This is a genomic window from Butyrivibrio sp. AE2032 (genome assembly GCF_000702965.1).
In genome coordinates, this window is sequence record NZ_JNLF01000002.1 from 263,810 (window position 1) to 286,405 (window position 22,596).

21 protein-coding genes are annotated in these 22,596 nt (G+C 47.9%); 18 read left to right on the forward strand and 3 right to left on the reverse strand.

Annotation, left to right across the window (positions count from 1 at the left end; genetic code table 11):
• The first annotated feature begins 3 nt into the window (after nt 1–3).
• The 17 genes from BO18_RS01125 to BO18_RS32230 all read left to right on the forward strand — a co-directional run bounded on the left by BO18_RS01125 (nt 4) and on the right by BO18_RS32230 (nt 18,941).
• Entirely contained in the window at nt 4–639 is a 636-nt protein-coding gene (locus BO18_RS01125; RefSeq protein WP_034442533.1) for a class I SAM-dependent methyltransferase, read from the forward strand.
• A gap of 210 nt (nt 640–849) precedes the next feature.
• Nucleotides 850–1,953 carry a DUF5067 domain-containing protein gene (locus tag BO18_RS01130; protein ID WP_034442535.1) on the forward strand — a complete coding sequence of 368 codons (1,104 nt, stop codon included), beginning with the start codon at nt 850–852 and terminating at the stop codon, nt 1,951–1,953.
• A 181-nt stretch (nt 1,954–2,134) separates the two neighbouring features.
• On the forward strand, nt 2,135–3,916 hold the full coding sequence (ade, locus tag BO18_RS01135) for an adenine deaminase (RefSeq protein ID WP_034442538.1): 1,782 nt from the start codon (nt 2,135–2,137) through the stop codon (nt 3,914–3,916).
• Between the two features lie 96 nt (nt 3,917–4,012).
• The gene (locus BO18_RS01140; protein ID WP_051688405.1) at nt 4,013–4,939 is read left to right on the forward strand and encodes an alpha/beta hydrolase; all 927 of its coding nucleotides are present in this window, start codon (nt 4,013–4,015) and stop codon (nt 4,937–4,939) included.
• Nucleotides 4,940–5,129: 190 nt separating this feature from the next.
• Nucleotides 5,130–5,441: a bifunctional pyr operon transcriptional regulator/uracil phosphoribosyltransferase PyrR gene (locus tag BO18_RS36245; RefSeq protein WP_330379367.1), complete on the forward strand. Its 312-nt coding sequence runs from the start codon at nt 5,130–5,132 to the stop codon at nt 5,439–5,441.
• A 56-nt stretch (nt 5,442–5,497) separates the two neighbouring features.
• A complete protein-coding gene (locus tag BO18_RS36250; protein ID WP_330379368.1) occupies nt 5,498–5,677 on the forward strand; it encodes a hypothetical protein in 180 nt (59 codons plus the stop codon).
• A 2-nt stretch (nt 5,678–5,679) separates the two neighbouring features.
• Entirely contained in the window at nt 5,680–6,609 is a 930-nt protein-coding gene (locus BO18_RS01150) for an aspartate carbamoyltransferase catalytic subunit (protein ID WP_034442541.1), read from the forward strand.
• Entirely contained in the window at nt 6,606–7,865 is a 1,260-nt protein-coding gene (locus BO18_RS01155) for a dihydroorotase (protein WP_034442544.1), read from the forward strand. The genes BO18_RS01150 and BO18_RS01155 overlap by 4 nt, the downstream gene beginning before the upstream one ends.
• Nucleotides 7,849–8,808, forward strand: coding sequence for an orotidine-5'-phosphate decarboxylase (pyrF, locus tag BO18_RS01160; RefSeq protein WP_034442546.1), 960 nt, complete (start codon nt 7,849–7,851; stop codon nt 8,806–8,808). The genes BO18_RS01155 and pyrF overlap by 17 nt, the downstream gene beginning before the upstream one ends.
• Complete coding sequence (locus BO18_RS01165) at nt 8,808–9,578, forward strand: dihydroorotate dehydrogenase electron transfer subunit (protein ID WP_051688406.1); 771 nt, start codon at nt 8,808–8,810, stop codon at nt 9,576–9,578. Before pyrF ends, BO18_RS01165 begins: the two co-directional genes overlap by 1 nt.
• Nucleotides 9,578–10,492 carry a dihydroorotate dehydrogenase gene (locus tag BO18_RS01170; RefSeq protein WP_034442550.1) on the forward strand — a complete coding sequence of 305 codons (915 nt, stop codon included), beginning with the start codon at nt 9,578–9,580 and terminating at the stop codon, nt 10,490–10,492. Before BO18_RS01165 ends, BO18_RS01170 begins: the two co-directional genes overlap by 1 nt.
• A 30-nt stretch (nt 10,493–10,522) precedes the next feature.
• Nucleotides 10,523–11,371, forward strand: coding sequence for an orotate phosphoribosyltransferase (locus BO18_RS01175; protein WP_034442552.1), 849 nt, complete (start codon nt 10,523–10,525; stop codon nt 11,369–11,371).
• Nucleotides 11,372–11,374: 3 nt separating this feature from the next.
• Complete coding sequence (locus BO18_RS01180; RefSeq protein ID WP_034442555.1) at nt 11,375–13,084, forward strand: AMP-dependent synthetase/ligase; 1,710 nt, start codon at nt 11,375–11,377, stop codon at nt 13,082–13,084.
• A gap of 136 nt (nt 13,085–13,220) precedes the next feature.
• Nucleotides 13,221–14,606 carry a TldD/PmbA family protein gene (locus BO18_RS01185; RefSeq protein ID WP_034442557.1) on the forward strand — a complete coding sequence of 462 codons (1,386 nt, stop codon included), beginning with the start codon at nt 13,221–13,223 and terminating at the stop codon, nt 14,604–14,606.
• A gap of 14 nt (nt 14,607–14,620) precedes the next feature.
• A complete protein-coding gene (locus BO18_RS01190) occupies nt 14,621–15,988 on the forward strand; it encodes a TldD/PmbA family protein (RefSeq protein WP_034442559.1) in 1,368 nt (455 codons plus the stop codon).
• Nucleotides 15,989–16,009: 21 nt separating this feature from the next.
• The gene (locus tag BO18_RS01195) at nt 16,010–17,290 is read left to right on the forward strand and encodes an O-acetylhomoserine aminocarboxypropyltransferase/cysteine synthase family protein (protein WP_034442560.1); all 1,281 of its coding nucleotides are present in this window, start codon (nt 16,010–16,012) and stop codon (nt 17,288–17,290) included.
• Between the two features lie 190 nt (nt 17,291–17,480).
• Nucleotides 17,481–18,941, forward strand: a complete 1,461-nt coding sequence (locus BO18_RS32230) for a PP2C family protein-serine/threonine phosphatase (RefSeq protein WP_051688407.1) — start codon at nt 17,481–17,483, stop codon at nt 18,939–18,941.
• A gap of 383 nt (nt 18,942–19,324) precedes the next feature.
• Here BO18_RS32230 and BO18_RS01205 read toward each other — a convergent pair whose 3' ends face one another.
• Complete coding sequence (locus BO18_RS01205; protein WP_034442563.1) at nt 19,325–19,900, reverse strand: VanZ family protein; 576 nt, start codon at nt 19,898–19,900, stop codon at nt 19,325–19,327.
• 87 nt (nt 19,901–19,987) lie between these two features.
• Nucleotides 19,988–20,461 carry an SsrA-binding protein SmpB gene (gene smpB, locus BO18_RS01210; RefSeq protein WP_034442566.1) on the reverse strand — a complete coding sequence of 158 codons (474 nt, stop codon included), beginning with the start codon at nt 20,459–20,461 and terminating at the stop codon, nt 19,988–19,990.
• A 138-nt stretch (nt 20,462–20,599) separates the two neighbouring features.
• On the opposite strand from smpB, the gene BO18_RS01215 reads away from it, so the two are divergent.
• Nucleotides 20,600–21,559: an N-acetylmuramoyl-L-alanine amidase family protein gene (locus BO18_RS01215; protein WP_051688408.1), complete on the forward strand. Its 960-nt coding sequence runs from the start codon at nt 20,600–20,602 to the stop codon at nt 21,557–21,559.
• A gap of 20 nt (nt 21,560–21,579) precedes the next feature.
• Here the strand turns inward: BO18_RS01215 and tsaD are convergent, their stop codons facing one another.
• The gene (gene tsaD, locus BO18_RS01220; RefSeq protein ID WP_034442570.1) at nt 21,580–22,596 is read right to left on the reverse strand and encodes a tRNA (adenosine(37)-N6)-threonylcarbamoyltransferase complex transferase subunit TsaD; all 1,017 of its coding nucleotides are present in this window, start codon (nt 22,594–22,596) and stop codon (nt 21,580–21,582) included.

Here is a 22,596-nt window from a genome sequence, read left to right on the forward strand (position 1 = left end):
AAGATGGATAACCCATGGAATGACATCAGCCTCTCAGATTATGAGAATCACATGAGCCTGGACTCCGTTCAGCAGCTTCAGGTGCTTAATGAGATCATGAAGATACAGTTTGAGGCCTTCCCGTTCAAATCAGCAATGGTATTAGGTGTTGCAGGCGGGAACGGCCTTGAGCATGTCAGTAAGGATGTTTTCGATGTCGTATACGGCGTTGATATCAACGAAGATTACCTGAAGCAGACCGAAGCAAGGTATCCGGAACTCTGTGGCATTCTCAAATGTCTGAAGATAGATCTAATAAATGAGGCGGAAAAACTGCCAAAGGCCGAGCTTGTCATTGCAAACCTGTTGGTCGAATATATCGGCCTTGATGTTTTCTGCGAAGTCATTAAGAGGGTTGAACCTAAAGTTGCATCGTGCGTTATCCAGATAAATACCGATGAAAAGGCCTGGGTATCGGAATCACCGTATCTCCATGCGTTTGACAGGCTCGATGAGGTCCATCACCAGATGGATGAGAAGACTTTCAGCGAATACATGGGCAAGATCGGCTATATGAAAGCCTCTAAGCAGAGATTTGACCTTCCAAACGGAAAAGCATTGATAAAGATGGATTTTACCAATGCCGATAACGTTATCTGAGTTCATCCTGACACCTTTTTCGACTGCCTTTATTGCGTATAATTAGACAATTTGTATATCATTTGTCTGAAAACATTAAAGATTGCAAGTTTCAATAATCTTTTTGAAGTTACCCTGAGCCAATTTGTGTGAAATTGGAAAATTTAAAACCGGCTTTGCGATAAGAACTCAGCGATATAATACGGTGATTCAAAGATCAGGGAGGATTTTATGAAAAAGATTGATCTTACTAAAGTTCTCTGTGCCGGCATGACCGCAGCAATGATGCTCGCATCAGTTACGGCCTGCAACAAGACAGAAGAGACAACAACTGAAGCAGAGGAGACAGAGGCAAGCGAGACTACTGCAGCAGCTTCTGAGACCGATGCCACAGAGGCAACAGAAGCCACAGAAGAGAGTTCGGAAGAGACAGCTGACGAGGGGTCAAAGTTTTCTCTGCCCGAAAAGTTCGTATTTGACGACAAGTTCGAACTTGAAGTAATCGGTTACGAGTATTTTGATACAGGCGACAAGTACGATTACGACATTCTCAATGTTTACTATGACTTCACTTCATTAAGTGACAGGTTCACCAAGGTAAATGCCATCTACTGGACAGCTACGCAGAACGGAGAGGAGCAGAAATTCAGCCCTTCATCGAATTCCAAGTTCAGCAACATGGATTTTAACGACAATATCTGGCTCTATCTCCAGAAAGACACGACGCTCCGCGGCATGGCTACTTTTTCTACTATCAAGGGCAATAAGGACATCGTTACTGTCGGTGTCGGCGCTTCCAGCGGCGATTACCAGTACTTTGACGTAGATCCCAACTGGGAGATGCCTGACATCCGCCATGAGGATTTCGAGGTAACAAAGGTTCCCAATCCGGCATTCGGCCAGGGCGGACTTACTGAGGGTGATTCTCCCAGCGGCAAGTTCTCCATCAAGGTTAATGACGTTACAGGCATCTTCAAAGGCACCGATCTTGACCGTGACAGCAACATCGTTGAGCACAATGTCATCGGCATTTCCTATACATTCACAAACACATCCGGCAAGGAAGACAGCGGATTCATGGTCGCTTCAGGCAGCTGCTTTGTTTTCCAGGACGGCATCTCGCTCAATACGACAGGCAGCCCGAAGGGTTCCGAAGATGAAGGAAAGACCCAGCAGGAGCTTCCTCAGTATGAGAAGATCGCTGACGGAGACACGATCACATACACAGCTTACTACAAGCTCCGTTCCGACAGCCCGATCGAGATCGTATTTAGGGATTTCATGACTCAGGATGTTTTCGTTGACGTCGTTTATGACGTAGAGATACCTCAGTAATCTATCTTAATAATTTTTTGGCCAACGGGGCTGTTCCGGTTACGGGACAGCCCCATCACTTTTTCGGCAAGTTTCTTTGAAACATAACGTTAACTTTAGTTAACAGATATATAACGAAGCGTTTGATAAATCGTTTTATCCGTTCCTTATAATGAATCCATAAGGTGTTTTTGACAGATTTATGGAGGATCTTGATTTGGATAAGCAGATAAATGAACTGATCTCGGTGGCCTGCGGAGAGAAAAAAGCGGACCTTGTCATAAAGAACGGAAAGATATTAAACGTATTTACCAAAGAACTCATGAGCGGCGATATTGCCATATTTGACGGATACATTGCAGGTATCGGCTCTTATGACGGCGAGGAAGTGATAGATGCGGAAGGGAAGATAATCTGTCCCGGTCTTATAGATGCTCACATTCATATTGAGAGCACGATGCTGTCGCCCGAAGAGTTTGCAAAAGCGGTAATCCCGCACGGCACGACGGCGGTAGTAACAGATCCGCATGAGATAGCGAATGTGGCGGGGGAAGACGGCCTGGCCTACATGATAACCTGCAGCAAGAACCTGCCTCTGGACGTGTTCTACATGCTGCCTTCATGCGTTCCCTCTACTCCTTTGGACGAAGCCGGAGCAACTTTAGGTGCTGTTGAACTCGACAAGTTCTATAAGTGCGAGCGTATCCTCGGTCTTGCCGAACTGATGGATTCGTACGCGACCATCAGGAACGATCCCGCGATAATCTCAAAGATCGAGAGCGCTCTGACTCATAAAAGGATCGTCGACGGACACGCGCCCGGACTTACGGGCCGTGACCTGAATGCTTATGTTGCGGCAGGCGTCGCTTCTGACCATGAGTGTTCCACATTTGAAGAAGCGCTCGAAAAGCTGACTCTTGGCCAGTGGATAATGATAAGGGAAGGCACGGCGGCAAGAAATCTTCAGGCTCTGCTGCCTTTGTTCGACGACAAATATACTGACAGATGCATGCTCGTAACCGATGACATACATCCCGAGACACTTTGCGATTCAGGTCATATCGACTTTATAATCAAGGAAGCCGTCAAGGCGGGGAAGAGCCCTTACAATGCCGTAAAGATGGCAAGTTATAATGCCGCATCTTATTTCGGCATGAGAGACAGGGGAGCCATTGCGCCGGGATATATCGCCGATCTTATCATCGTGTCCGATCTTGCTAAGTTTGAGGTCGAAAAGGTGTTCAAGAGCGGCATCCTTGTAGCCGAGAACGGTGCTCTTACGGTTGAGATCCCTCATGTTTCCTGCGATGATGAGAAATACGGCAGAGTATTACACAGTTTTAATCTGAAAGAACTCACCCCCGAAGACTTTTCGCTTAAGGAAAAGGGCGCAAACAAACGTGTTATAAAGCTGCTCCCGGGCGAACTTCTGACAGAAGAACTCATCGTACCGTCAAATCTCGATAATAAAGAAGCCGAGTTCAAGCATTTCGTAAAAGCACCCGGTGTCGAGACCGATAAGGACATAATCAAGGTCGCTCTCATCGAGAGGCATAAGGATACGGGACACATAGGCATCGGATTCCTTAACGGATACGGCCTTCAGTACGGCGCAATTGCTTCGAGCGTCGCCCATGATTCGCACAATCTGATAGTTGCGGGAACCAATGACGCCGATATGGCACTTGCCGCCAACGTCGTCCGCGATATAGAAGGCGGCATCGCCATCGCGGCGGACGGAAAAGTCCTGTCAGTACTGCCGCTGCCCATAGGCGGTCTTATGACAAATACGAAGATCGATGACGTTAACGCAATGCTTACTAACATGAAGGTACAGGCCAGGAAACTTGGCGTATCCGAAGGCATCGACCCGTTTATGACGCTCTCTTTTGCGGCGCTTCCGGTAATACCGAGACTCAGGATCCTGACAAAAGGCGTCGTTGACGTTGTTACTCAGAGCATCGTACCGGTACTGTTTGACTGAACAGTCAGCCATAACTTCCGGTACATGCGTTAATGATTTCAGTTTGCGGGCAGACTGATGTTAAAATACGGATAGTTTTTATTAAGGAGTCTTCAGATGCCCTGGATTATTACGGTTTCAGCCATTGTCTTATTCCTGCTCGTATCAGTTGTCATATTCTCATGGCGCAATGCGAAGCTGTCTTTAAAGCCAAGGACAATGACGCTCGAAAAAGAGATGGCGTGGAACAAAGAAAGGGGCCTGTGGCTCGATTTCGATTCCTATGACAAGACGGAATACGAGATCAGGGGCAAGGACGGCTACATACTTCACGCCATGTTCGTCGAAAATGACGTGACCAGAGGAACGGGGAAGTACGTGATAATCTGCCACGGCCATACTTCGTGCCGCTACGGTGCAGTCAAATACGTGAATTCATACATAAAGCTCGGTTTCTCATGCATAATCTACGATGCCAGGACCCACGGACTTAACGAGAAGACCATATACACATTGGGAAACTATGAATCCGAAGACCTCAAATATGTCATCGAAGATACGCGCGACAGGTACAAAGACCTTAAGATTCTGGGACTTCACGGCGAATCGATGGGAAGCTCGACTGTCTGTTCGGTAGTAAGATTTGATCCGAAGATCGATTTCATCGTTGCGGACTGCGGCTTTACAAGATGCTACGATGTCGTTTATGACGGCTACAGACGCCTTCATATGGCTTTCATCGTGCCCTGCATAAATCTCGCGTCAAAACTCATATATCATGTCGACATGAAGGAAACCTGTGCTGTTGAGCACCTTAAAAAGAATAAGAACATACCGATCCTGTTTATACACGGAACCGCCGATTCGTTGATCCTGCCGTATCACAGTGAAAAACTCAAGGAAGCCGCTTCGATGAACGGGGCTTACACAGAACTGATATATGTTGAGGGCGCAGGTCATGCGATGAGCAGATATACGGCAGGATTCGAGAAATACACGGGTTATATCAGGGATTTTCTGAGTAAGACCGGGTTCATCGCGTAACTCTTTTTTTGCCTCAATTAGTTCGACATTTGCTGTTGCTTTTCGGGGACTAAAAATATAGAATTCATACAGCAAAACTTTAAACGGTCCGGCGAGGCCGTAAGTAGCTGTTAATATTGATTTATTTACGGATTCCTTCTCTAGCCGGACGGTGGCGCACAGCCATATTCTACGAGGAAGGAGTTTTTTTATGGTATTGATTCCCGGTCACGAATTGATGGATGAAGCGGCAATGTCCCGTGCTCTCATCAGGATCTCCCACGAGATCGTCGAGCACAACGACGGACTTGATAATGTCGCTATCATAGGGATCCAGAAGAGGGGAGTACCCCTCGCGATGAGACTTCGCAAGCTTTTGGAAGAGATTGAGGGCGTTAAGGTTCCGATGGGGATCCTCGACATCACCTTCTACAGGGATGACCTCTCGATGCTCTCGGCTCACCCGGTCGTTAACGGCACAGACATCCCTTTCGATGTAAATGACAAAAAGATAATCCTGTAGATGATGTTCTCTTTACCGGCAGGACCACAAGAGCCGCGATAGAGAACATTTTCGATATGGGAAGGCCCGCAAACATACAGCTCGCCATCCTTATAGACAGAGGCCACAGACAGCTCCCGTTCAGAGCTGACTATGTCGGCAAGAACGTTCCGACCGCGATAACCGAGCACATCGACGTTGAAGTCAAGGAAGTTGACGGTCAGGACAGAGTAATACTGCTTAAAGAGGAGGAATGATAATGGGACTTAAGAGCAAAGATCTCCTCGGCATGAAGCAGCTTACCGCGGAAGAGATCATGGAGATCCTGGACACGGCAAAGACGATGAAGCTCGTCATCGCGTCCGCAAACAAGAAGACATCGCACCTTCAGGGAAAGTCGGTCGTAACGCTCTTCTATGAGAACTCTACTAGAACGAGGCTTTCTTTCGAGCTCGCATCGAAATACATGGGCTCGGCATCCGCGAACATCTCGACATCTGGCAGCTCGGTAAACAAGGGCGAATCGCTCCTTGATACCGCACGCACGATAGACATGATGGGTACGGACATAATAATCATGAGACACAACCAGTCCGGCGCGCCTCATTTCATTGCACCTTACCTTAAGGCATCTGTCGTAAACGCAGGCGACGGCATGAACGAGCATCCGACACAGGCACTCCTGGACATGCTCACGATGTATGAGAGATTCGACACGTTCGAAGGCAAGAACATCGCGATCTGCGGCGACATCTATCACTCGAGAGTAGTTAGATCCAACGCTATCGGCTTATCAAAGCTCGGCGCGAAGGTCAGCGTATACGGTCCTAAGACCATGATGCCGATAGGTATCGAGAACATGGGCGTCAGGATCGCCGACAGCGTTGCAGACTGCATCAAGGATGCTGACGCCGTAATGGGACTCCGTGTCCAGCTCGAGAGACAGCAGAAATCGCTCTTCCCCTCGATCGCGGAATATGCGAAATTCTACGCTATCACACCCGAGATGCTCGCACTCGCAAAGCCCGATGCATTCCTGATGCACCCGGGTCCGTGCAACCACGGAGTCGAGCTTCCGACGGCAGTCTACGACTGCGACCAGTCGGTGATCAATGAACAGGTAACTAACGGCGTCGCAGTCAGAATGGCAGTTCTGTACCTGCTCATGGCAAGGAGGAACCAACTGTGAGAATCATCTTAACTAACTGCAAAGTTTTCGGAGACGATAAGGCTTCGAAGGTATTTATAGAAGACGGCAAGTTTGCCAATGAATTCGCCGAAGATAAGGCAGACAGAGTGATCGATCTTAAGGGCGCTACAGTAACTCCCGGTCTGGTCGACATGCACTGCCACTTAAGAGAACCCGGCGGAGAATACAAAGAGACCATAGCAACGGGTACGGCTAGTGCAGCTAAGGGCGGATATACTTCTATCTGCTGCATGCCGAACACAAATCCTACGGCAGATAATGCGGCTGTAATCAGCGGAATCATCAAGAAGGCAAAGGAAGCGGACAACTGCAGAGTCTATCCGATCGGTGCCGCTACCAAAGGCATAAACGGTGAGCTCATCTCCGAGATGGGACTCATGAAGGAAGCAGGCATCGTTGCCGTATCTGACGATGGTCACCCCATAAAGAACGCCGGCATAATGAGAAAGGTTATGGAGTATTCTTCTGACTTCGATCTTCCGGTACTCAATCACTGCGAGGATGAGAGCCTTTCGGAAGGCGCGATGAACGAAGGCGTCGTATCGACCTCGATCGGCATCAGGGGCATTCCTACTGCAGCTGAGGACATAATGATTGCCAGAGACATAATCCTCTCGGAATATCTGGACATTCCCGTACACATCTGCCACGTCAGCACAAAGGGCGGCGTCCGCATGATAAGGGAAGCCAAGGCCAGGGGAGTAAAGGTCACATGCGAGACATGCCCTCATTACTTCACACTGACTGATGACAAGTGCGCGGATTATGACACGAATTTCAAGATGCATCCGCCGCTCAGGACAGAAGAACACAGGCTTGCGATCATCGAAGGCCTCAAGGACGGAACTATCGATGCGATCGCCACAGATAATGCACCTCATCATGCTGACGAGAAAGTGTGCGAGTTTTCTGTCGCTTTGAATGGTATATTAGGGTTTGAGACTGCCTTCGCTTTGGGGTACACTTATCTTGTAAAAACAGGAGAGATAACTCTGGAGCGCCTCATCGAACTGATGTGCTACGGTCCTTCCAATATCTTAAAGCTCGGAAGGGGCGGCATGAATGTCGGAGATGATGCGGATCTCGCGGTGTTCGATCTTGAGAACGAGTTCGTTTTCGACAAGGAAAAGATGCTCTCCAAATCAAGAAACACGCCGTATGACGGTTGGAAATTATATGGTGAAACCATACTTACAATAATGGGAGGAAAAGTCACGTATGAGAAACTTTGCTGATTGCCTGGTAAGAAAGATCGATGAGATGCAGAACCCTTCGGTTATCGGTCTCGATCCCAAGCTCGATTACATTCCCCAACATCTTAAGGAATATGCCGAGCAGCTCTTCCCGGAGGAACCCACAAAAGCCACGGCCAAGGCTATCTGGCTCTTCAACAAAGAGATAATCGACCAGACATGTGACATCGTTCCCGCTGTAAAGCTCCAATACGCTTATTATGAGATGTACGGCGTTGATTCGATCAAGACGATGCTCCTCACTGCAAGATATGCCCAGAGAAAGGGCATGCTCGTAATAGGTGACTGCAAGAGAAACGACATCGGTTCCACCGCTACCGCTTACGCTGAGGCAGTCATCGGTAAGACAGACCTTCTCTTAGGCGATTCGATGGCAATGAGCGGATTTGATGCCTGCACGGTAAACTGCTATCTCGGCATCGACGGCGTTAAGCCTTTTATCGACGTTGCAAAACGCGACGGAAAGGGCGTCTTCTGCCTCGTAAGAACATCCAATCCTTCAGCAGGAGATTTCCAGGATCTTGAACTCTCTGACGGACGCAAGTTATATGAGGCAGTCGCTTCAAAGGTTTCCGAATGGGGCGAAGAAATGATCGGTGAGGAAGGCTTCTCATCCGTAGGCGCAGTAGTCGGTGCCACATGGCCCGAGCAGGCTGTACAGCTCCGTAAGGAGATGCCCAACGCATTCATCCTCGTTCCCGGTTACGGTGCGCAGGGTGCGGGCGCTGACGCAGCTGTCGCAGGATTCACTCCCAACGGAAAGGGCGGTATCGTAAACGCTTCCAGGAGCATCATGACTGCATGGCAGGCAAGACCTGATTTCTTCAAGCCTGAGGACTTCGGCAAGGCCGCAAGATATGAAGCAGAGAACATGAAGGATAAACTTAACGAGGCGATCCTGCATCGTAAGTATGTAATACAGTAATGGCGCAGAAACAAGAATATAAGATCAGATTAGTCACAAAAGAATATTTAAACAGCGATACTTGTTATCTCGGGTTCGAATGTCCCGGGATAGCAAGTTCTGCTATTCCCGGACAGTTTGTAAACATCTCGGCAGGAACGGTATTCCTTAAAAGACCGTTCGGCATTGCCAGTGTCGATAAAGCTAACGGGATCTTTTATATCGGCGTAAAGATCGTCGGAAAAGGCACCTCCGAGATCGCAAAATTCGAACCCGGCCTTACAGCCGACTGCCTCGGACCTTTAGGAAACGGCTTTGATTTCGAAGGATATGACAACATCATCCTTACGGGCGGCGGCACGGGTGTTTTCCCGATCAACTTCGCTTACGAGACTCTCACGTCTCTCGGCAAGAACGTTACAGTATGCGAAGGTTTCCGTAACGCTTCACAGGTAATCCTCAATAAGCCCGGATATGTGCTTACCACAGACAGCGGTGACACAGGGATCAAGGGTACGGTAATAGCAGGCCTTGATACGCTTGAGATCAAGGATCCTTCAAATACGCTCGTTTGCTGCGTCGGCCCCATCCCCATGATGAAGGCTGTCGGCGCATGGGCAGGCGAAAAGAACATGAAGTGCCTTGTTTCTATGGAACAGCGCATGGCCTGCGGCGCGGGCATCTGCCTCTGCTGCACGGTCAAAGTCAAAGACGACGGTCCGGACGGCTTCAAGAATGTCAGATGCTGCAAGGAAGGTCCCGTTTTCGACAGCAGGGAGGTGGTCTGGTAATGAACGCATTATCTGTTAATGTCGGAAGCGTAAACCTCAAGAGCCCCCTGATACTTGCTTCGGGAACCTGCAACTTCGGACGTGAACTTTCCGAATACTATGACCTTAAGATACTCGGCGGCATCTCGTCCAAGGGACTTACCATAAAGCCCAGAGCCGGCAATCCCGGCGTAAGAGTCGCTGAGTGCGATTCGGGTATGCTCAATTCGGTCGGACTTCAGAATCCCGGAGTTGATTATTTCATTGAAAACGACCTGGACTTCATGAGAGATTCCGGTGCGGCCGTTATCGTCAACGTCGCCGGTCACAGCTATGAAGACTATATCGAAATGGTCAAAAAGCTTGATCCCCACAAAGAAAAGATCGATGCACTGGAGATAAACCTGTCATGCCCAAACGTCAAGGAAGGCTGCATGACCATAGGAAGCGATCCTTCTGCCATCAGATATATCACTTCCGAACTCAGGAAGCTTACGGATCTGCCGATCTGGATCAAGCTGACACCCAATGTCACTGATATCAAGGCGACTGCTCTTGCAGCACAGGCAGGCGGCGCTGATGCCGTTGTTCTCATCAACACGCTCATGGGTATGAGGATCGACATCAGGACCAGAAGACCGGTACTTACTAATAATACGGGCGGATATTCCGGCCCCGCGGTTAAACCCGTTGCCATCCGCATGGTGGCTGAGTGCAGCCAGGTGCTTGATATTCCGATCGTAGGCTGCGGCGGTATCGCAGACTACAAGGACGTCATCGAGTTCATGATCGCCGGAGCTTCCGCGGTCGAAGTCGGTACGGCATGCCTTGTGCATCCCGCGCTTCCCGTTGATCTCACGTCCGATCTTGAGAAGTACTGCGAAGACAACAACATAGCATTAAAAGACCTTACCGGCACTTTGCAGCGCTGGTGATGTTGATAAAAAGATAAGGAGATAGACAGCATGGAAAACACCATAATCGAAGCACTGTTTGCCACGAACGCCATCAGGGTCGCACCTGAAGATCAGCCTTTCTGGTATACGTCAGGCCGTTTGGGACCATTCTTCATCAATACTCATTTTCTTTTGGAGAATGAAGCAGCCGCAGGCGAAGTCCTCAAGAGGATCGAACAGGCGATCGCTTCCGACAGACTTACTGCTCCCGAGGAGATCTTCGACATGATGCTCGCTTACTACAATAAGGGCGGCACTTTCAAGATGGTTTCGGACAAACTCGCCGAAGCAGCATCAAAGCTCGATTTTGACTATATCTCCGGCGGTGAGAGAAGGGACTATTTCTTCTCCATGATGCCTGCATATCTTTTAGGTAAGCCCCATCTCACGATCTTCAAGGACATGAATTTCGTATATTCCGAAAAGATCGAAGAAGGAGCTGTCGATTCACTTGATATCGACCTTAAAGGCAAGAAGGCGCTCCACATCGCGGATCTCATTACCGAAGCATCTTCTTATGAGAGAGCCTGGATACCCGTTATCAGAGGCATCGGTTCAGAGATCACTGATACGGTCGCTGTCGTCGACAGATGCCAGAGCGGCAGGGAAGTGCTGAAGAACTTAGGTGTTGAGCTCCATGCACTTACCGGCATAGACAAGGCGCTTTTTGATGAGGCGACCGCAAATGGTATCATTAACGAGGCACAGAAGGAGATGATCCTCCATTTCCTCGAATCTCCCGCTGATTACATGACTGCATTCATAAAGGCACACCCCGACTTTGTCGCAAATGAGATCGCAAAGGGCGGCAAGAACAAGGAACGTGCCGAATTAGCTATAGAGAAAGGATTCTGCTGATCTATGAAAGACCCTTATTCAGGTTTATATGAAGTCACCGAGATCCATGATCTCAGAGACGTAATTAAGAAGAGACTTCACGAGTTTCCGGAAAACCCCGTATTCCTTGTAAAGGAGCATAAGGGCGGAGAGTATGTCCCGATCTCCACTGAAAAGTACGATCACGATATCGACTCTCTCGGAACTTATTTCATGAGCACCGTTAAGAAGGGCGCGAGGATCGCGATCTTTTCCGAGACCAGATACGAATGGTACACATCCTATCTCGCAACAACGAACGGCACAGGATGCGTCGTTCCGCTCGATAAAGAACTTCCGGTAGATGACGTCCTCAATATGCTCAACAGGGCAGAGGTAGACATTCTTCTTTTCTCCAAGTCAAAGCTTTCCATCGTCAATCAGGTATACGGCAAGGTTGAGACCTGCAAATATTGGATCTGCATGGATAAGATCGATGACGACAGATTCCTTTACTATCAGGACTGCCTCAAGATCGGCGAAAAGAAACTCGAACAGGGCGACAAGACCTTTACAGAGGCAACGATCGACCCCGAAGAGATGACGATCCTGCTCTTTACGTCAGGCACTACAGCCAAATCAAAGGCAGTAATGCTCTGCCAGAAGAACATCTGCAAGAACCTCATGTCCATGTTCTCGATGCTCTACATCGACAGATCCGACGTATGGCTCTCAGTACTCCCGCTGCATCACACATATGAATGCACATGCGGATTCTTAGGCCAGGTCTACAGAGGCACGACGGTCGCCATCTGCGAAGGTCTCAAGTACATCGCGCAGAACATCCAGGAAGTTAAGCCGACATGTATCCTCATGGTTCCCGTCATGCTCGAACTCTTCTACAAGAAGATCATGAAGGGCGTTAAGGCCGATCCCGAGAAGGCAAAGAAGCTCGAAAAGGGTATCAAGCTCGCCAACACTCTGCATCTTCCGAACAGCATGAGAAGAAAGCTCTTCAAGCAGATCCATGACGTATTCGGCGGAAGGATGAGACTCATCATCCTGGGCGGCGCGCCTGTTAATCCCGAGATCCTCACATTCTTCCAGAGCATCGGTTTTAAGTGCGTACAGGGCTACGGTCTTACGGAGTGCGCTCCGATCCTCGCCCTGAACCGAGACAAGTTCTTCAAGAACCATGCAGCAGGACTTCCGCTCCCGGGTTGCGATGTTAAGATCCTTAATCCCGACGCTGACGGCATCGGCGAATTCATTTCGAAAGGTGACAACAACTTCCTCGGATACTATAACGATCCCGAGAATACAGCTCTCGCACTGGATCAGGACGGTTACTATCACACAGGTGACTTGGGCTATATCGACGAGGACGGTTTCTGCATCATCACGGGCAGAAAGAAGAACGTCATCATCGCCAAGAACGGTAAGAACGTATTCCCTGAAGAGATCGAGTATCTGCTCTCATTAAGTCCTTACGTTGCAGAGTCAGTCGTATCAGGCGTCAACGATGAGGTCAAGGACGATATCGTCATCACGGCCACGATCTTCCCGGATCTCGATGAGATCAAGTCGAAGTTCGGTCTTGATTCCGATCCCTCTGAAGAAGTCATCATGGACATTCTTAAGACTGTTGTAGCCGAGACAAACGAAAAGCTTGAAAGCTACAAGAAGATCAAGAAGACAGTATTGAGAATGACTGAGTTCGAAAAGAACACATCTAAGAAGATAAAACGTTATTGATTGCGAGTTATATATCTTTGTTCGCTGGGTCCTCCGCGCTTCGCTTGTGCGGAATCGCTCACAAAGAAATATAACTCTTACGAAAAGAGGAGAATTCCAATAAATCCTCTTTTCTTGTTTTTAGAAAGAGGTGCTTATGTTTAACGACAGTGATTGCCTGAGGATATTGGAAGAAGCAATGTCCACAACGGCAGACTTTGCCGAAGTATTCCAGGAAGTTACCGAATCAAAGTCGGTAAGCCTTTTGAACGGCCAGGTAATCAGAGCCGCAACAGGTTTTGATTCCGGTACGGGAATAAGACTTCTGGCAGGAACCAATTCGGTTTATGTTTACTCGAGCGATAACGATATCGAAGTATTGTTAAAGCTCGCAAGAGAGGCAGCCGCAGCCATCAAGGGACAGGACAAAGGAAGGATAGAGGCTTTAAAGGCACTATGTTCCACCACCAAGTCGACCATCGAAATCGACCCGATGTCCGTTTCGAAAATGGAGATGGTTGATTTCCTGCGCAAGTCTTCCGATTACGCGCTCTCATACAGTCCGCTCATTACACAGGCAGCATCAGCGATCGCCTGCAATAAGCGCACGGCAAAGGTCATCAACACCAGAGGAGTGAATTCCGAGGATACGACCAGCAGGATCAGGCTCTCTGTTGAAGCCATCGCGACCAAAGACAATGAGAAACAGAGCGGCAGGGTGGCTCCCGGTACAATGAGAGGCTATGAGTTCATCAACGAATATCCGCTCATCGACAAGACCAGGGAATGCTGCGACACCGCTATCCGCATGGTAAACGCCGGTTATGCGCCTTCTGCAAAGATGTCAGTCATCCTTGGCAACGGATTCGGCGGTGTTATATTCCACGAAGCATGCGGCCATGCTCTTGAGGCAACTTCCGTTGGCATCAAGAATTCCTACTTCACCGATAAACTCGGCCAGCAGATCGCATCACCCATCGTAAGCGCAAGAGACAATGCGTTGATCGACGGTGAATGGGGTTCATATGCGACTGATGACGAGGGCAACAGTTCCTCCGATCTGCTTCTCATCGAGAACGGCATCTTAAAGAACTACCTTGTTGACGAGCTCGGTGCGAGACGTATGAACTGTGCTCCCACCGGATGCTCCAGACGTCAGAATTATTCTTACGCTCCTACATCCAGAATGAGCAACACTTATATCTGCAACGGCGAATCCGATCCCAAGGACATCATCGCTAACACAGAGTACGGTCTCTACTGCACGCAGATGGGCGGCGGTTCCGTTGATACTTCGACGGGAGATTTCAATTTCGCCGTCAACGAAGCGTTCATGGTAAGAGACGGCAAGATCGCAGAGCCCGTAAGAGGAGCTACGCTCATCGGTAAGGGCCAGGAGATCTTAAAGAATATCGACATGGTCGGCAACGACTTAAAGCTCTCCGCAGGAATGTGCGGATCCATGTCAGGTTCCGTTCCCGTTACAGTCGGCCAGCCTACGATCAGGGTATCTTCGATACTCGTCGGCGGAAGAGATTCTTAAGGGAGGGCAATGATATGGACATTAAAACTGCTGAGTTATTTATGGAAAAACTCGTCAAGGCCGGTCAGGAATACGGCTTTGAGGAATGCGAAGCATCCTATGCCACCGAAGGCTCCATGAGCATCGACATATTAAACGGTGAAGTATCGAGCTACGAAAACAGCGCTACGAGCGCATTGTCTTTCAGAGGTCTTAAGAACGGCCAGATGGGATACTGCTCGACAAACATCTTAGACGACTCATCCATCGATTTCCTTTTGAAGTCCGCCATGGAGAACTGCGAAGTCTTAAACGACGAGGATCCCCAGTTCATCTACTGCGACGAGAACAACAAGGACCTATATTTTTCACAGGTCACTGAAGCATACGCGAAAAACACATATAAGAGCTTTTCCGAGCTCGGTCTTAAGCTCGAAAAGGCTATCCTGGCTCTTGATGAGAGGATCGACGCCGTCGATTACCTTACCATCAGCTGCAGCACGGGGCCTTACCTCATAATCAATTCAAAGGGCCTTCATTCTTACAGGGATTCCGACGGCATCTCCATCATGGCCTCTGCCAGGGCAACGGATGCCGACGGGAGCGTCAAGAGCGGCGGACATTACTGGATAGGCAGGGACATTGATGATTTCGATCTCGATAAGTTCCTTAAGAAATTCAAGGAAAACCTGATCGGCAAGATGGGCGCCAAGTCCTGTAAATCAGGCAATTACAAGGTTGTATTAAAGAGCGAAGCTTTCCAGCAGTTCTTTATGGTATTCTTCGGCAACTTCCTCGCAACAACGATGCAGAGAGGCCTTTCGCTTCTTGCCGATAAAGAAGGGGAGACCATTGCTTCTTCCGTATTTACTGTAAAGGAAGAGCCTATGTATGATGCGGCTTTGACAAAGATCCCTTTCGATGACGAAGGCGTGCTTACCACTTCCAAAGCTATAATCGACAAAGGTGTTTTCGCAACGGCTCTCTACGACCTCAAGTCAGCATATAAAGCAGGGAAAACCTCAACGGGTAACGGTTTCCGCGGCGGCAGCGCAGTTTCCGAGATGCCGACAAATCTCGTTGTAGAAGCAGGGGAGAAGAGTTTTGAAGAGCTTCTCGAAGAGGCAGGCGAAGGCATCATCCTCACCGATCTGTCGGGACTTCACGCAGGCGTTAACGCCATCAGCGGCGATTTCTCGCTCCTTTGCGAAGGCTATCTTATCGAAAACGGAAAGCAGGGAAGACCTGTAGAGCAGATAACTGTGGCAGGCAACTTCTATGAAGTAATAAAATCTATTATTTCCGTCGGAAATGATATAATTAACCTGCCGTCCGGCGAGGGCGAGTTCTTTACGCCGTCGGTATTGGTTGATTCACTGGCTATATCCGGTGAAGAAGAATAATCACGAAAGAAGGATCAGGAAATGGGAAATTCAGTAGACACTATCGCACTTCACGGCGGATACAATCCGGGCAACGGCGAACCGAGACAGGTACCTATCTATCAGAGCACGACATGGAAATATGCAACATCTGAAGACATGGGTAAGCTCTTCGATCTCGAGGCTTCAGGATATTTCTATACCAGACTTCAGAATCCCACAAATGATTTCGTAGCTTCCAAGCTCTGCGCAATGGAAGGCGGTTTTGCAGGAATGCTCACATGCTCCGGCCAGGCAGCAAACTTCTTTGCAGTATTCAACATCTGCGAAGCTGGCGACCACTTCATCGCATCCGCAAACATCTACGGCGGCACATATAATCTTTTCGGCGTCACATTCAAGAAGATGGGCATCGAGTGCACATTCGTAGACCAGACACTTCCTCTTGAAGAACTCCAGAAATACATCAGACCTAATACAAAGTGTATCTTCGGCGAGACCATTACAAATCCTACGGTCGACATCCTCGATATCGAGAAGTTCGCTGCTCTTGCACACAACAACGGTATCCCGCTCATCATAGACAACACTTTTGCAACACCCGTAAACTGCCGTCCTATCGAATTCGGATGCGATATCGTTACACACTCAACAACAAAGTATATCGACGGCCACGGTTCATCTGTCGGCGGCGCCATCATCGATTCAGGCAACTTCGACTGGATGGCTCATGCTGACAAGTTCCCCGGTCTTTGCACACCCGATGAGTCTTATCACGGTCTTACATATGCAACAAAGTTCGGTAAGGCAGCTTACATCACAAAGGCTACAGCCCAGCTCATGAGAGACTTCGGTTCTATCCAGTCACCCCAGAATGCTTACTACATTCAGATCGGCCTTGAGTCACTTCCCGTACGTATGGCACGTCACTGCGCAAATGCACAGAAGGTTGCTGAATTCCTGGCTTCTGACGACCGTATCGCATGGGTAAAGTATCCCGGACTTGAGAGCGATTCACAGCATGAACTCGCTAAGAAGTATTGCCCTAAGGGAACATGCGGTGTTATGTGTTTCGGTGTAAAGGGAGGAAGGGAAGCATCCATCAAGTTCATGGATTCACTCGAGTTCGCTACCATAGCCACACACGTTGCTGACTGCAAGACATTGCTCTTACATCCCGCTTCTCATACACACAGACAGCTCACGGATGAGCAGCTCGCAGAAGCAGGCATCCCCAGCGATCTCATCAGATTCTCCGTTGGTATGGAAGATCCTGATGACATCATCGCTGACCTCAAGCAGGCTTTGGACAAGATCGGCTGATCTTACCGGCAAATAGCGTTTTTTCAAGGTGTCTCAGGCATTACTGCCGGGACACCTTTTTTTGCAGAACAGCTTGAGCAGGTTTTCAGGGCGGACCGATTATTCAAAAAAACGTTATCATTCCTTAACCAATATATTTTTATTCATTGGTATTATTTTCCTATAAACAAAAGGGAAGGACGGTGTGCCTATGAGTATCGATCTGAGCGTTTCCAATCTGATCAATATATTCTTCATTGCAGCCGGGATCGGTATCTGCAGCCTGAGCATCCTGCATGTCGGTTCGGGAATGCACATCCGGAAGGAAGTGAAGAAATACTTCCAGATCTTCTTTACCCTGATCAACATATACATTTCGATGCATTTCATTCGCATGCTTCTTGAAAATCATACGGGAACGGCAGTTTCCATCAGTATCCGCGCTGTAACATTCATAGAGTTCTTCGTCTCCGGCCTCATGATCTACATGCTCTCACTCCTGATCCTCTTTATCGCGGCTCCGGGGAAGAACGGAAAGCTGATAAACATTATCTTTCTTGTACTGATCACTGTACACACTCTGGGACTTTTAATAGATCAGTTTACGGATTTCTATTACTACTTCGATGAGATGAATGTCTATCACCGTTCACGCGGTTATGCGATGTCAAATATAATGCACATCCTGATGCTCATACAGAATGTATTCCTGCTCATCAGATACAGGAATAAGATAAACAAAAAACTGGCATCCGCTCTATGGCTCTATCTTTTGTCCCCATTGGCTGCAATAGCACTCCAGCTGGGATTCCAGCAGATACAGTTCGTTATCCTTGCGACAGTCATTTCTGCTGCATATCTGTATTTTGTAATCATCCGGATACAGACCGAAAAATACGAGAATCAGCAGAAGGAAAAAGATCGTTTGGACACCGAACTTTCAATGGCTACAAGGATCCAGGCAGAGACGCTTCCCAATATCTTTCCGGCTTTCCCTGAACGAGATGATTTTAATATCTTCGCATCGATGAACCCCGCAAAGGAAGTCGGCGGCGACTTCTACGATTTCTTCCTGCTCGACGATACCCATCTCGGCATAGTAATGGCTGATGTATCAGGAAAAGGCGTTCCCGCAGCGCTGTTCATGATGGTCTCAAAGATCCTCATCCAGAACATCGCAATGATGGGCAACAGACCGGCAGATGTCCTAAAATATGTAAACAATCAGCTTTGCACAAACAACCATGAAGAGATGTTCGTCACCGTATGGTATGGCTGTCTGGATCTTGAGACAGGAATCCTCGAAGCAGCCAATGCCGGTCATGAATACCCGGTGCTGAAGAAAGCCGCCGGCAGCTTTGAAATGATAAAAGATAAGCATGGTATCGTTTTAGGCGCCATGGAAGGCTCGAAATACAGATCCTACGAGCTTCAGATGGAACCGGGTGCAAAACTCTTTATTTACACGGACGGCGTTCCCGAAGCAACTAATTCGGCAAACGAATTATTCGGCACCGAAAGGCTCGTTCATTCACTCCGTATGAAGGAAACGGGATCTCCGAAGGAGATAATCAATCACATAGATTCGATCGTAAAAGACTTCGTCAAAGATGCTCCTCAGTTTGACGATCTTACAATGCTCTGCCTCGAATATAAGGGACATATTGATTGATCTTTTTCTGTCATTATCAAGCCAATATATCGACGGAAAATATTATGACTTCGACAAGAATGGCGTATGCATGAATCCGAACGGACGCGAAATTTCGAATTTTAGCTGAGCTGATACAAACTGATTAAAAAATGTAAGGCCGTCCCGGGATCACTTGGGACGGCCTGATCATTTATGATGTTAATTACGAATCAATAATAAACTGATCATCCGATATGAACTGATTATATTTTCGGAAAAACCTGTGTATCAGAATATCTGAAACCGATGAATCTTACGTATTCCTATTTTAAACCTCTTCCCAATTCACCAAAATTGTAATTATACCGAATTAGATATAAAGAAAAAACGGAAAAACGTATGACAGGCTGAAAACCCTCTTCTTATTTTTCGCTGCTTGAAAAACCGGTATAGACAACTTCGGTCCGGCCCTTGGTTCTGAGATAGATCGAGAAAACGACTCTGACGATTACAAGTACGAGAACGATTCCGATCATGTCGATCAGAACATCCTGGATGGATCCGTCACGTCCGATGACGAATAACTGATGATATTCATCAAAGATTGAGTTGAGGATCGAGAACCATAATGTAAAGATGATATTCATCTCGTTGTCTGATCTTAAGAGCTTAACGGGACTCTCTGCATAAGATGTCTTGTTTGAGATCTTATTAGTTGAAGACAGAGCCATATAGGATAAAACAGTAAGCAGGGCAAACTCGGATGCATGTGCCACATTCCTGAGCATCGCATCATCCATCACGTTAGTGTTGAATATCTCATTAAGGTATTCGAGTATTGCGTGTGACAGTTCGGACGATTCAGCGGCAGTATCAGCTGACAGGTTAAAGATCACAATGATCCAACCAATCGTAAGAATCCAGAATACGATCGTCAAAAAGACATATCTGATCGATATCTCTTTTGCATGTGCCCTTTCCTTGATTCTCTCTACCATCGTCTTCCCTTCTGGTTCCCCTGTTTTTTCTAATTATATAATTTATGAAGCGTTGCCGCGAGTCCAATACTTGGAATAATTGTATGTTTATCCGTATTTCTTGGCATTCTTCATTGCTCTGTCGATGTCGCGGCTTGCTTCTTTCTTTGCCATGACTTCACGCTTATCGTAATCCTTTTTACCCCTTGCGAGACCTATCTCAAACTTGACCTTGCTGTCCTTGAAATAGCATTTCGTGGGCACGAGCGTAAGACCGTCCTGCTTGACGGTCGAATAAAGCCTTATTATCTCCTTCTTATGCATCAGGAGCTTTCTGTTGCGTTCGGGATCGAGATTGAACCTGTTGCCGTTCTCATAAGGGCTGATGTGAACGCCTATGAGCCACATCTCCCCGTCTTTTACCTGTACGTAGGAATCCTTGAGGTTCACCTTCCCTGCCCTTAAGCTCTTAACTTCAGTTCCGGACAGAGCCACGCCGGCTTCAAACCTCTCCTCGATGAAGTAATCGTGATAGGCTTTTCTGTTCTCTGCTATTATCTTTATACCTTTTTTAATTGCCATAATCGTATATTTTAGCTGCAAACTTGTTTTTTGCAAATCTTAACTGAATCCTTACTGCTTGTCGCTTCAATAAGTAAAAAAATAATGATATTCTTTAAAAGTGGAATAGATCCAAATAATCTTTTGGGAGGGATATTTATGCTCAAAGCAATCGCAGCAGTCATTCTCGGTTCGCTCATCCTCTCGGCCCCTTCTGCACCTGCAGTCAAACAGGGATGGATAAAGGAAGGCAACGACTATTACTACTATGAGAATGACGAAAAAGCAACTAGTTGGATCCGGGACGGATCCAGATGGTACTATCTTGATCCGGACACAGGCAAGATGGTAACCGGATGGTTGGAACTGGCAGGCAAATGGTATTATTTTGCTTCTTCCGGAGCGATGACCACAGGCTGGAAACAGATAGGCGGCAGCTGGTATTTCTTTACGCCTTCAGGCAACATGCTCTCTTCTGACTGGAAGCAGGATGGCGGCAAATGGTACTACTTTAAAGCCAACGGATCAATGGCTAAAGGATGGCAGCAGGTCGGAAGCTCCTGGTATTATTTCGGAACATCGGGAGCAATGCAGACGGGCTGGAAAGAGATCGGCGGCAAGTGGTACTATTTCGGCACTTCGGGCGCAATGCAGAAAGACTGGAAGAAGATCGGCAGCACCTGGTACTATTTCGGAACATCAGGAGCTATGCAGACAGGCTGGAAGAAGATCGGAAGCTCATGGTATTACTTCGGTAAAAAGGGCGCGATGGCTACCGACTGGCAGTTTATCGACGATGAATTCTACTACTTCTATTCTTCGGGCGCCATGGCTACCAACACAACAGTAAAGAACTGCAAGATCGGTTCTGACGGCATATCAAAAAGAGTTCCTTATTCTTATGGCTGGTGTAATGTCTATTGGGTATTTACCGAATCCGGTACAGGAAAGCAGCATACGGGATATGTTGAGAATGCTTTTGTTTTCTGGGATATCAGATATGACACATGGTCTATCTTTGAAGACACTCAAAAACTTATAGATAAAGCGGTCGGAGAAATACCGGTCTCAGGAAGTTACTATACATATTGTGACGACTTCACCAAATTCGAAGACTGATCTTTAAGTCTTAAATCAGATCACATCTGCAAAGAGGGATACGCATTAAGATCGAGCGTGTCCCTTTTTCCATTCATGAATTCATAGTAACCGCAGGATGCGATCATGGCGGCATTGTCCGTGCAGTACTGAAGAGCCGGATAATAGAGTTTGATACCCTTCTTCTTAGCTTCTTTGTCGAATGCGGCGCGTAAGAACGAATTGGCCGATACGCCTCCTGCAAGGCAGAGTTTCTTTATTCCCGTCTGCTCAACAGCAGTCATGGTATTCTTTAACAGGGCTTCCGCGATCGCATGCTGATAAGATGCTGTGAAATCCTTTATGTCTATCTCTTCACCCTTCTGTCTCAAACCGTTGATCAGGTTGAGTGCTGATGTCTTGAGACCCGAGAAAGAGAAATCAAGCGTATCGCCCATATGGGTTTTCGAGAAGACATAACGGGACGTATCTCCTCCCTGTCCTGCCTTGTCCATCTTCGGACCGCCCGGATAACCAAGTCCAATAACACGAGCAATCTTGTCTATGGCCTCCCCTGCCGCATCATCCCTGGTACGGCCAAGAACGGTCATGTCTGTATAATCGTCTACTCTTACGATCATGGAATTGCCGCCGCTGACACAGAGGCACAGGAAAGGAGGCTCGAGCTCTTCAAAGCAGAGATAATTAGCCGCAATGTGTCCCTTCAGATGATTTACGCCTACAAGAGGCTTGCCTGACACTTCGCAAAGACCTTTCGCGCACGAAAGCCCTACGAGCAATGCGCCGACAAGACCCGGGCCATAAGTAACAGCAACGGCATCTATGTCAGAAAGAGCCACACCTGCATCGGAAAGCGCTTTTTGGACCGTCGGATAGACTGCATCGACATGCATGCGTGATGCGAGTTCGGGAACGACACCGCCGTACTCCTCATGGAAATCAGCCTGTGAAGCGATGCAGTTGCTCAATATTACGCGTCCGTTCTTTACAACGGATGCCGCAGTCTCATCGCATGAACTCTCAATGCCGAGTATAAGTATGTCTTTGCCGTTTTCCAT

Coding starts and splice junctions, on each gene's coding strand:
- BO18_RS01125 (WP_034442533.1), top strand. CDS start 4: ATGGATAACCCATGGAATGACATCAGCCTCTCAGATTATGAGAATCAC.
- BO18_RS01180 (WP_034442555.1), top strand. CDS start 11,375: ATGAAAGACCCTTATTCAGGTTTATATGAAGTCACCGAGATCCATGAT.
- BO18_RS01165 (WP_051688406.1), top strand. CDS start 8,808: ATGGCGCAGAAACAAGAATATAAGATCAGATTAGTCACAAAAGAATAT.
- pyrF (WP_034442546.1), top strand. CDS start 7,849: ATGAGAAACTTTGCTGATTGCCTGGTAAGAAAGATCGATGAGATGCAG.
- ade (WP_034442538.1), top strand. CDS start 2,135: ATGGAGGATCTTGATTTGGATAAGCAGATAAATGAACTGATCTCGGTG.
- tsaD (WP_034442570.1), bottom strand. CDS start 22,596: ATGGAAAACGGCAAAGACATACTTATACTCGGCATTGAGAGTTCATGC.
- BO18_RS01195 (WP_034442560.1), top strand. CDS start 16,010: ATGGGAAATTCAGTAGACACTATCGCACTTCACGGCGGATACAATCCG.
- BO18_RS36245 (WP_330379367.1), top strand. CDS start 5,130: ATGGTATTGATTCCCGGTCACGAATTGATGGATGAAGCGGCAATGTCC.
- BO18_RS01175 (WP_034442552.1), top strand. CDS start 10,523: ATGGAAAACACCATAATCGAAGCACTGTTTGCCACGAACGCCATCAGG.
- BO18_RS32230 (WP_051688407.1), top strand. CDS start 17,481: ATGAGTATCGATCTGAGCGTTTCCAATCTGATCAATATATTCTTCATT.
- BO18_RS01205 (WP_034442563.1), bottom strand. CDS start 19,900: ATGGTAGAGAGAATCAAGGAAAGGGCACATGCAAAAGAGATATCGATC.
- smpB (WP_034442566.1), bottom strand. CDS start 20,461: ATGGCAATTAAAAAAGGTATAAAGATAATAGCAGAGAACAGAAAAGCC.
- BO18_RS01190 (WP_034442559.1), top strand. CDS start 14,621: ATGGACATTAAAACTGCTGAGTTATTTATGGAAAAACTCGTCAAGGCC.
- BO18_RS01140 (WP_051688405.1), top strand. CDS start 4,013: ATGCCCTGGATTATTACGGTTTCAGCCATTGTCTTATTCCTGCTCGTA.
- BO18_RS01150 (WP_034442541.1), top strand. CDS start 5,680: ATGGGACTTAAGAGCAAAGATCTCCTCGGCATGAAGCAGCTTACCGCG.
- BO18_RS01170 (WP_034442550.1), top strand. CDS start 9,578: ATGAACGCATTATCTGTTAATGTCGGAAGCGTAAACCTCAAGAGCCCC.
- BO18_RS01185 (WP_034442557.1), top strand. CDS start 13,221: ATGTTTAACGACAGTGATTGCCTGAGGATATTGGAAGAAGCAATGTCC.
- BO18_RS01215 (WP_051688408.1), top strand. CDS start 20,600: ATGCTCAAAGCAATCGCAGCAGTCATTCTCGGTTCGCTCATCCTCTCG.
- BO18_RS01130 (WP_034442535.1), top strand. CDS start 850: ATGAAAAAGATTGATCTTACTAAAGTTCTCTGTGCCGGCATGACCGCA.
- BO18_RS36250 (WP_330379368.1), top strand. CDS start 5,498: ATGGGAAGGCCCGCAAACATACAGCTCGCCATCCTTATAGACAGAGGC.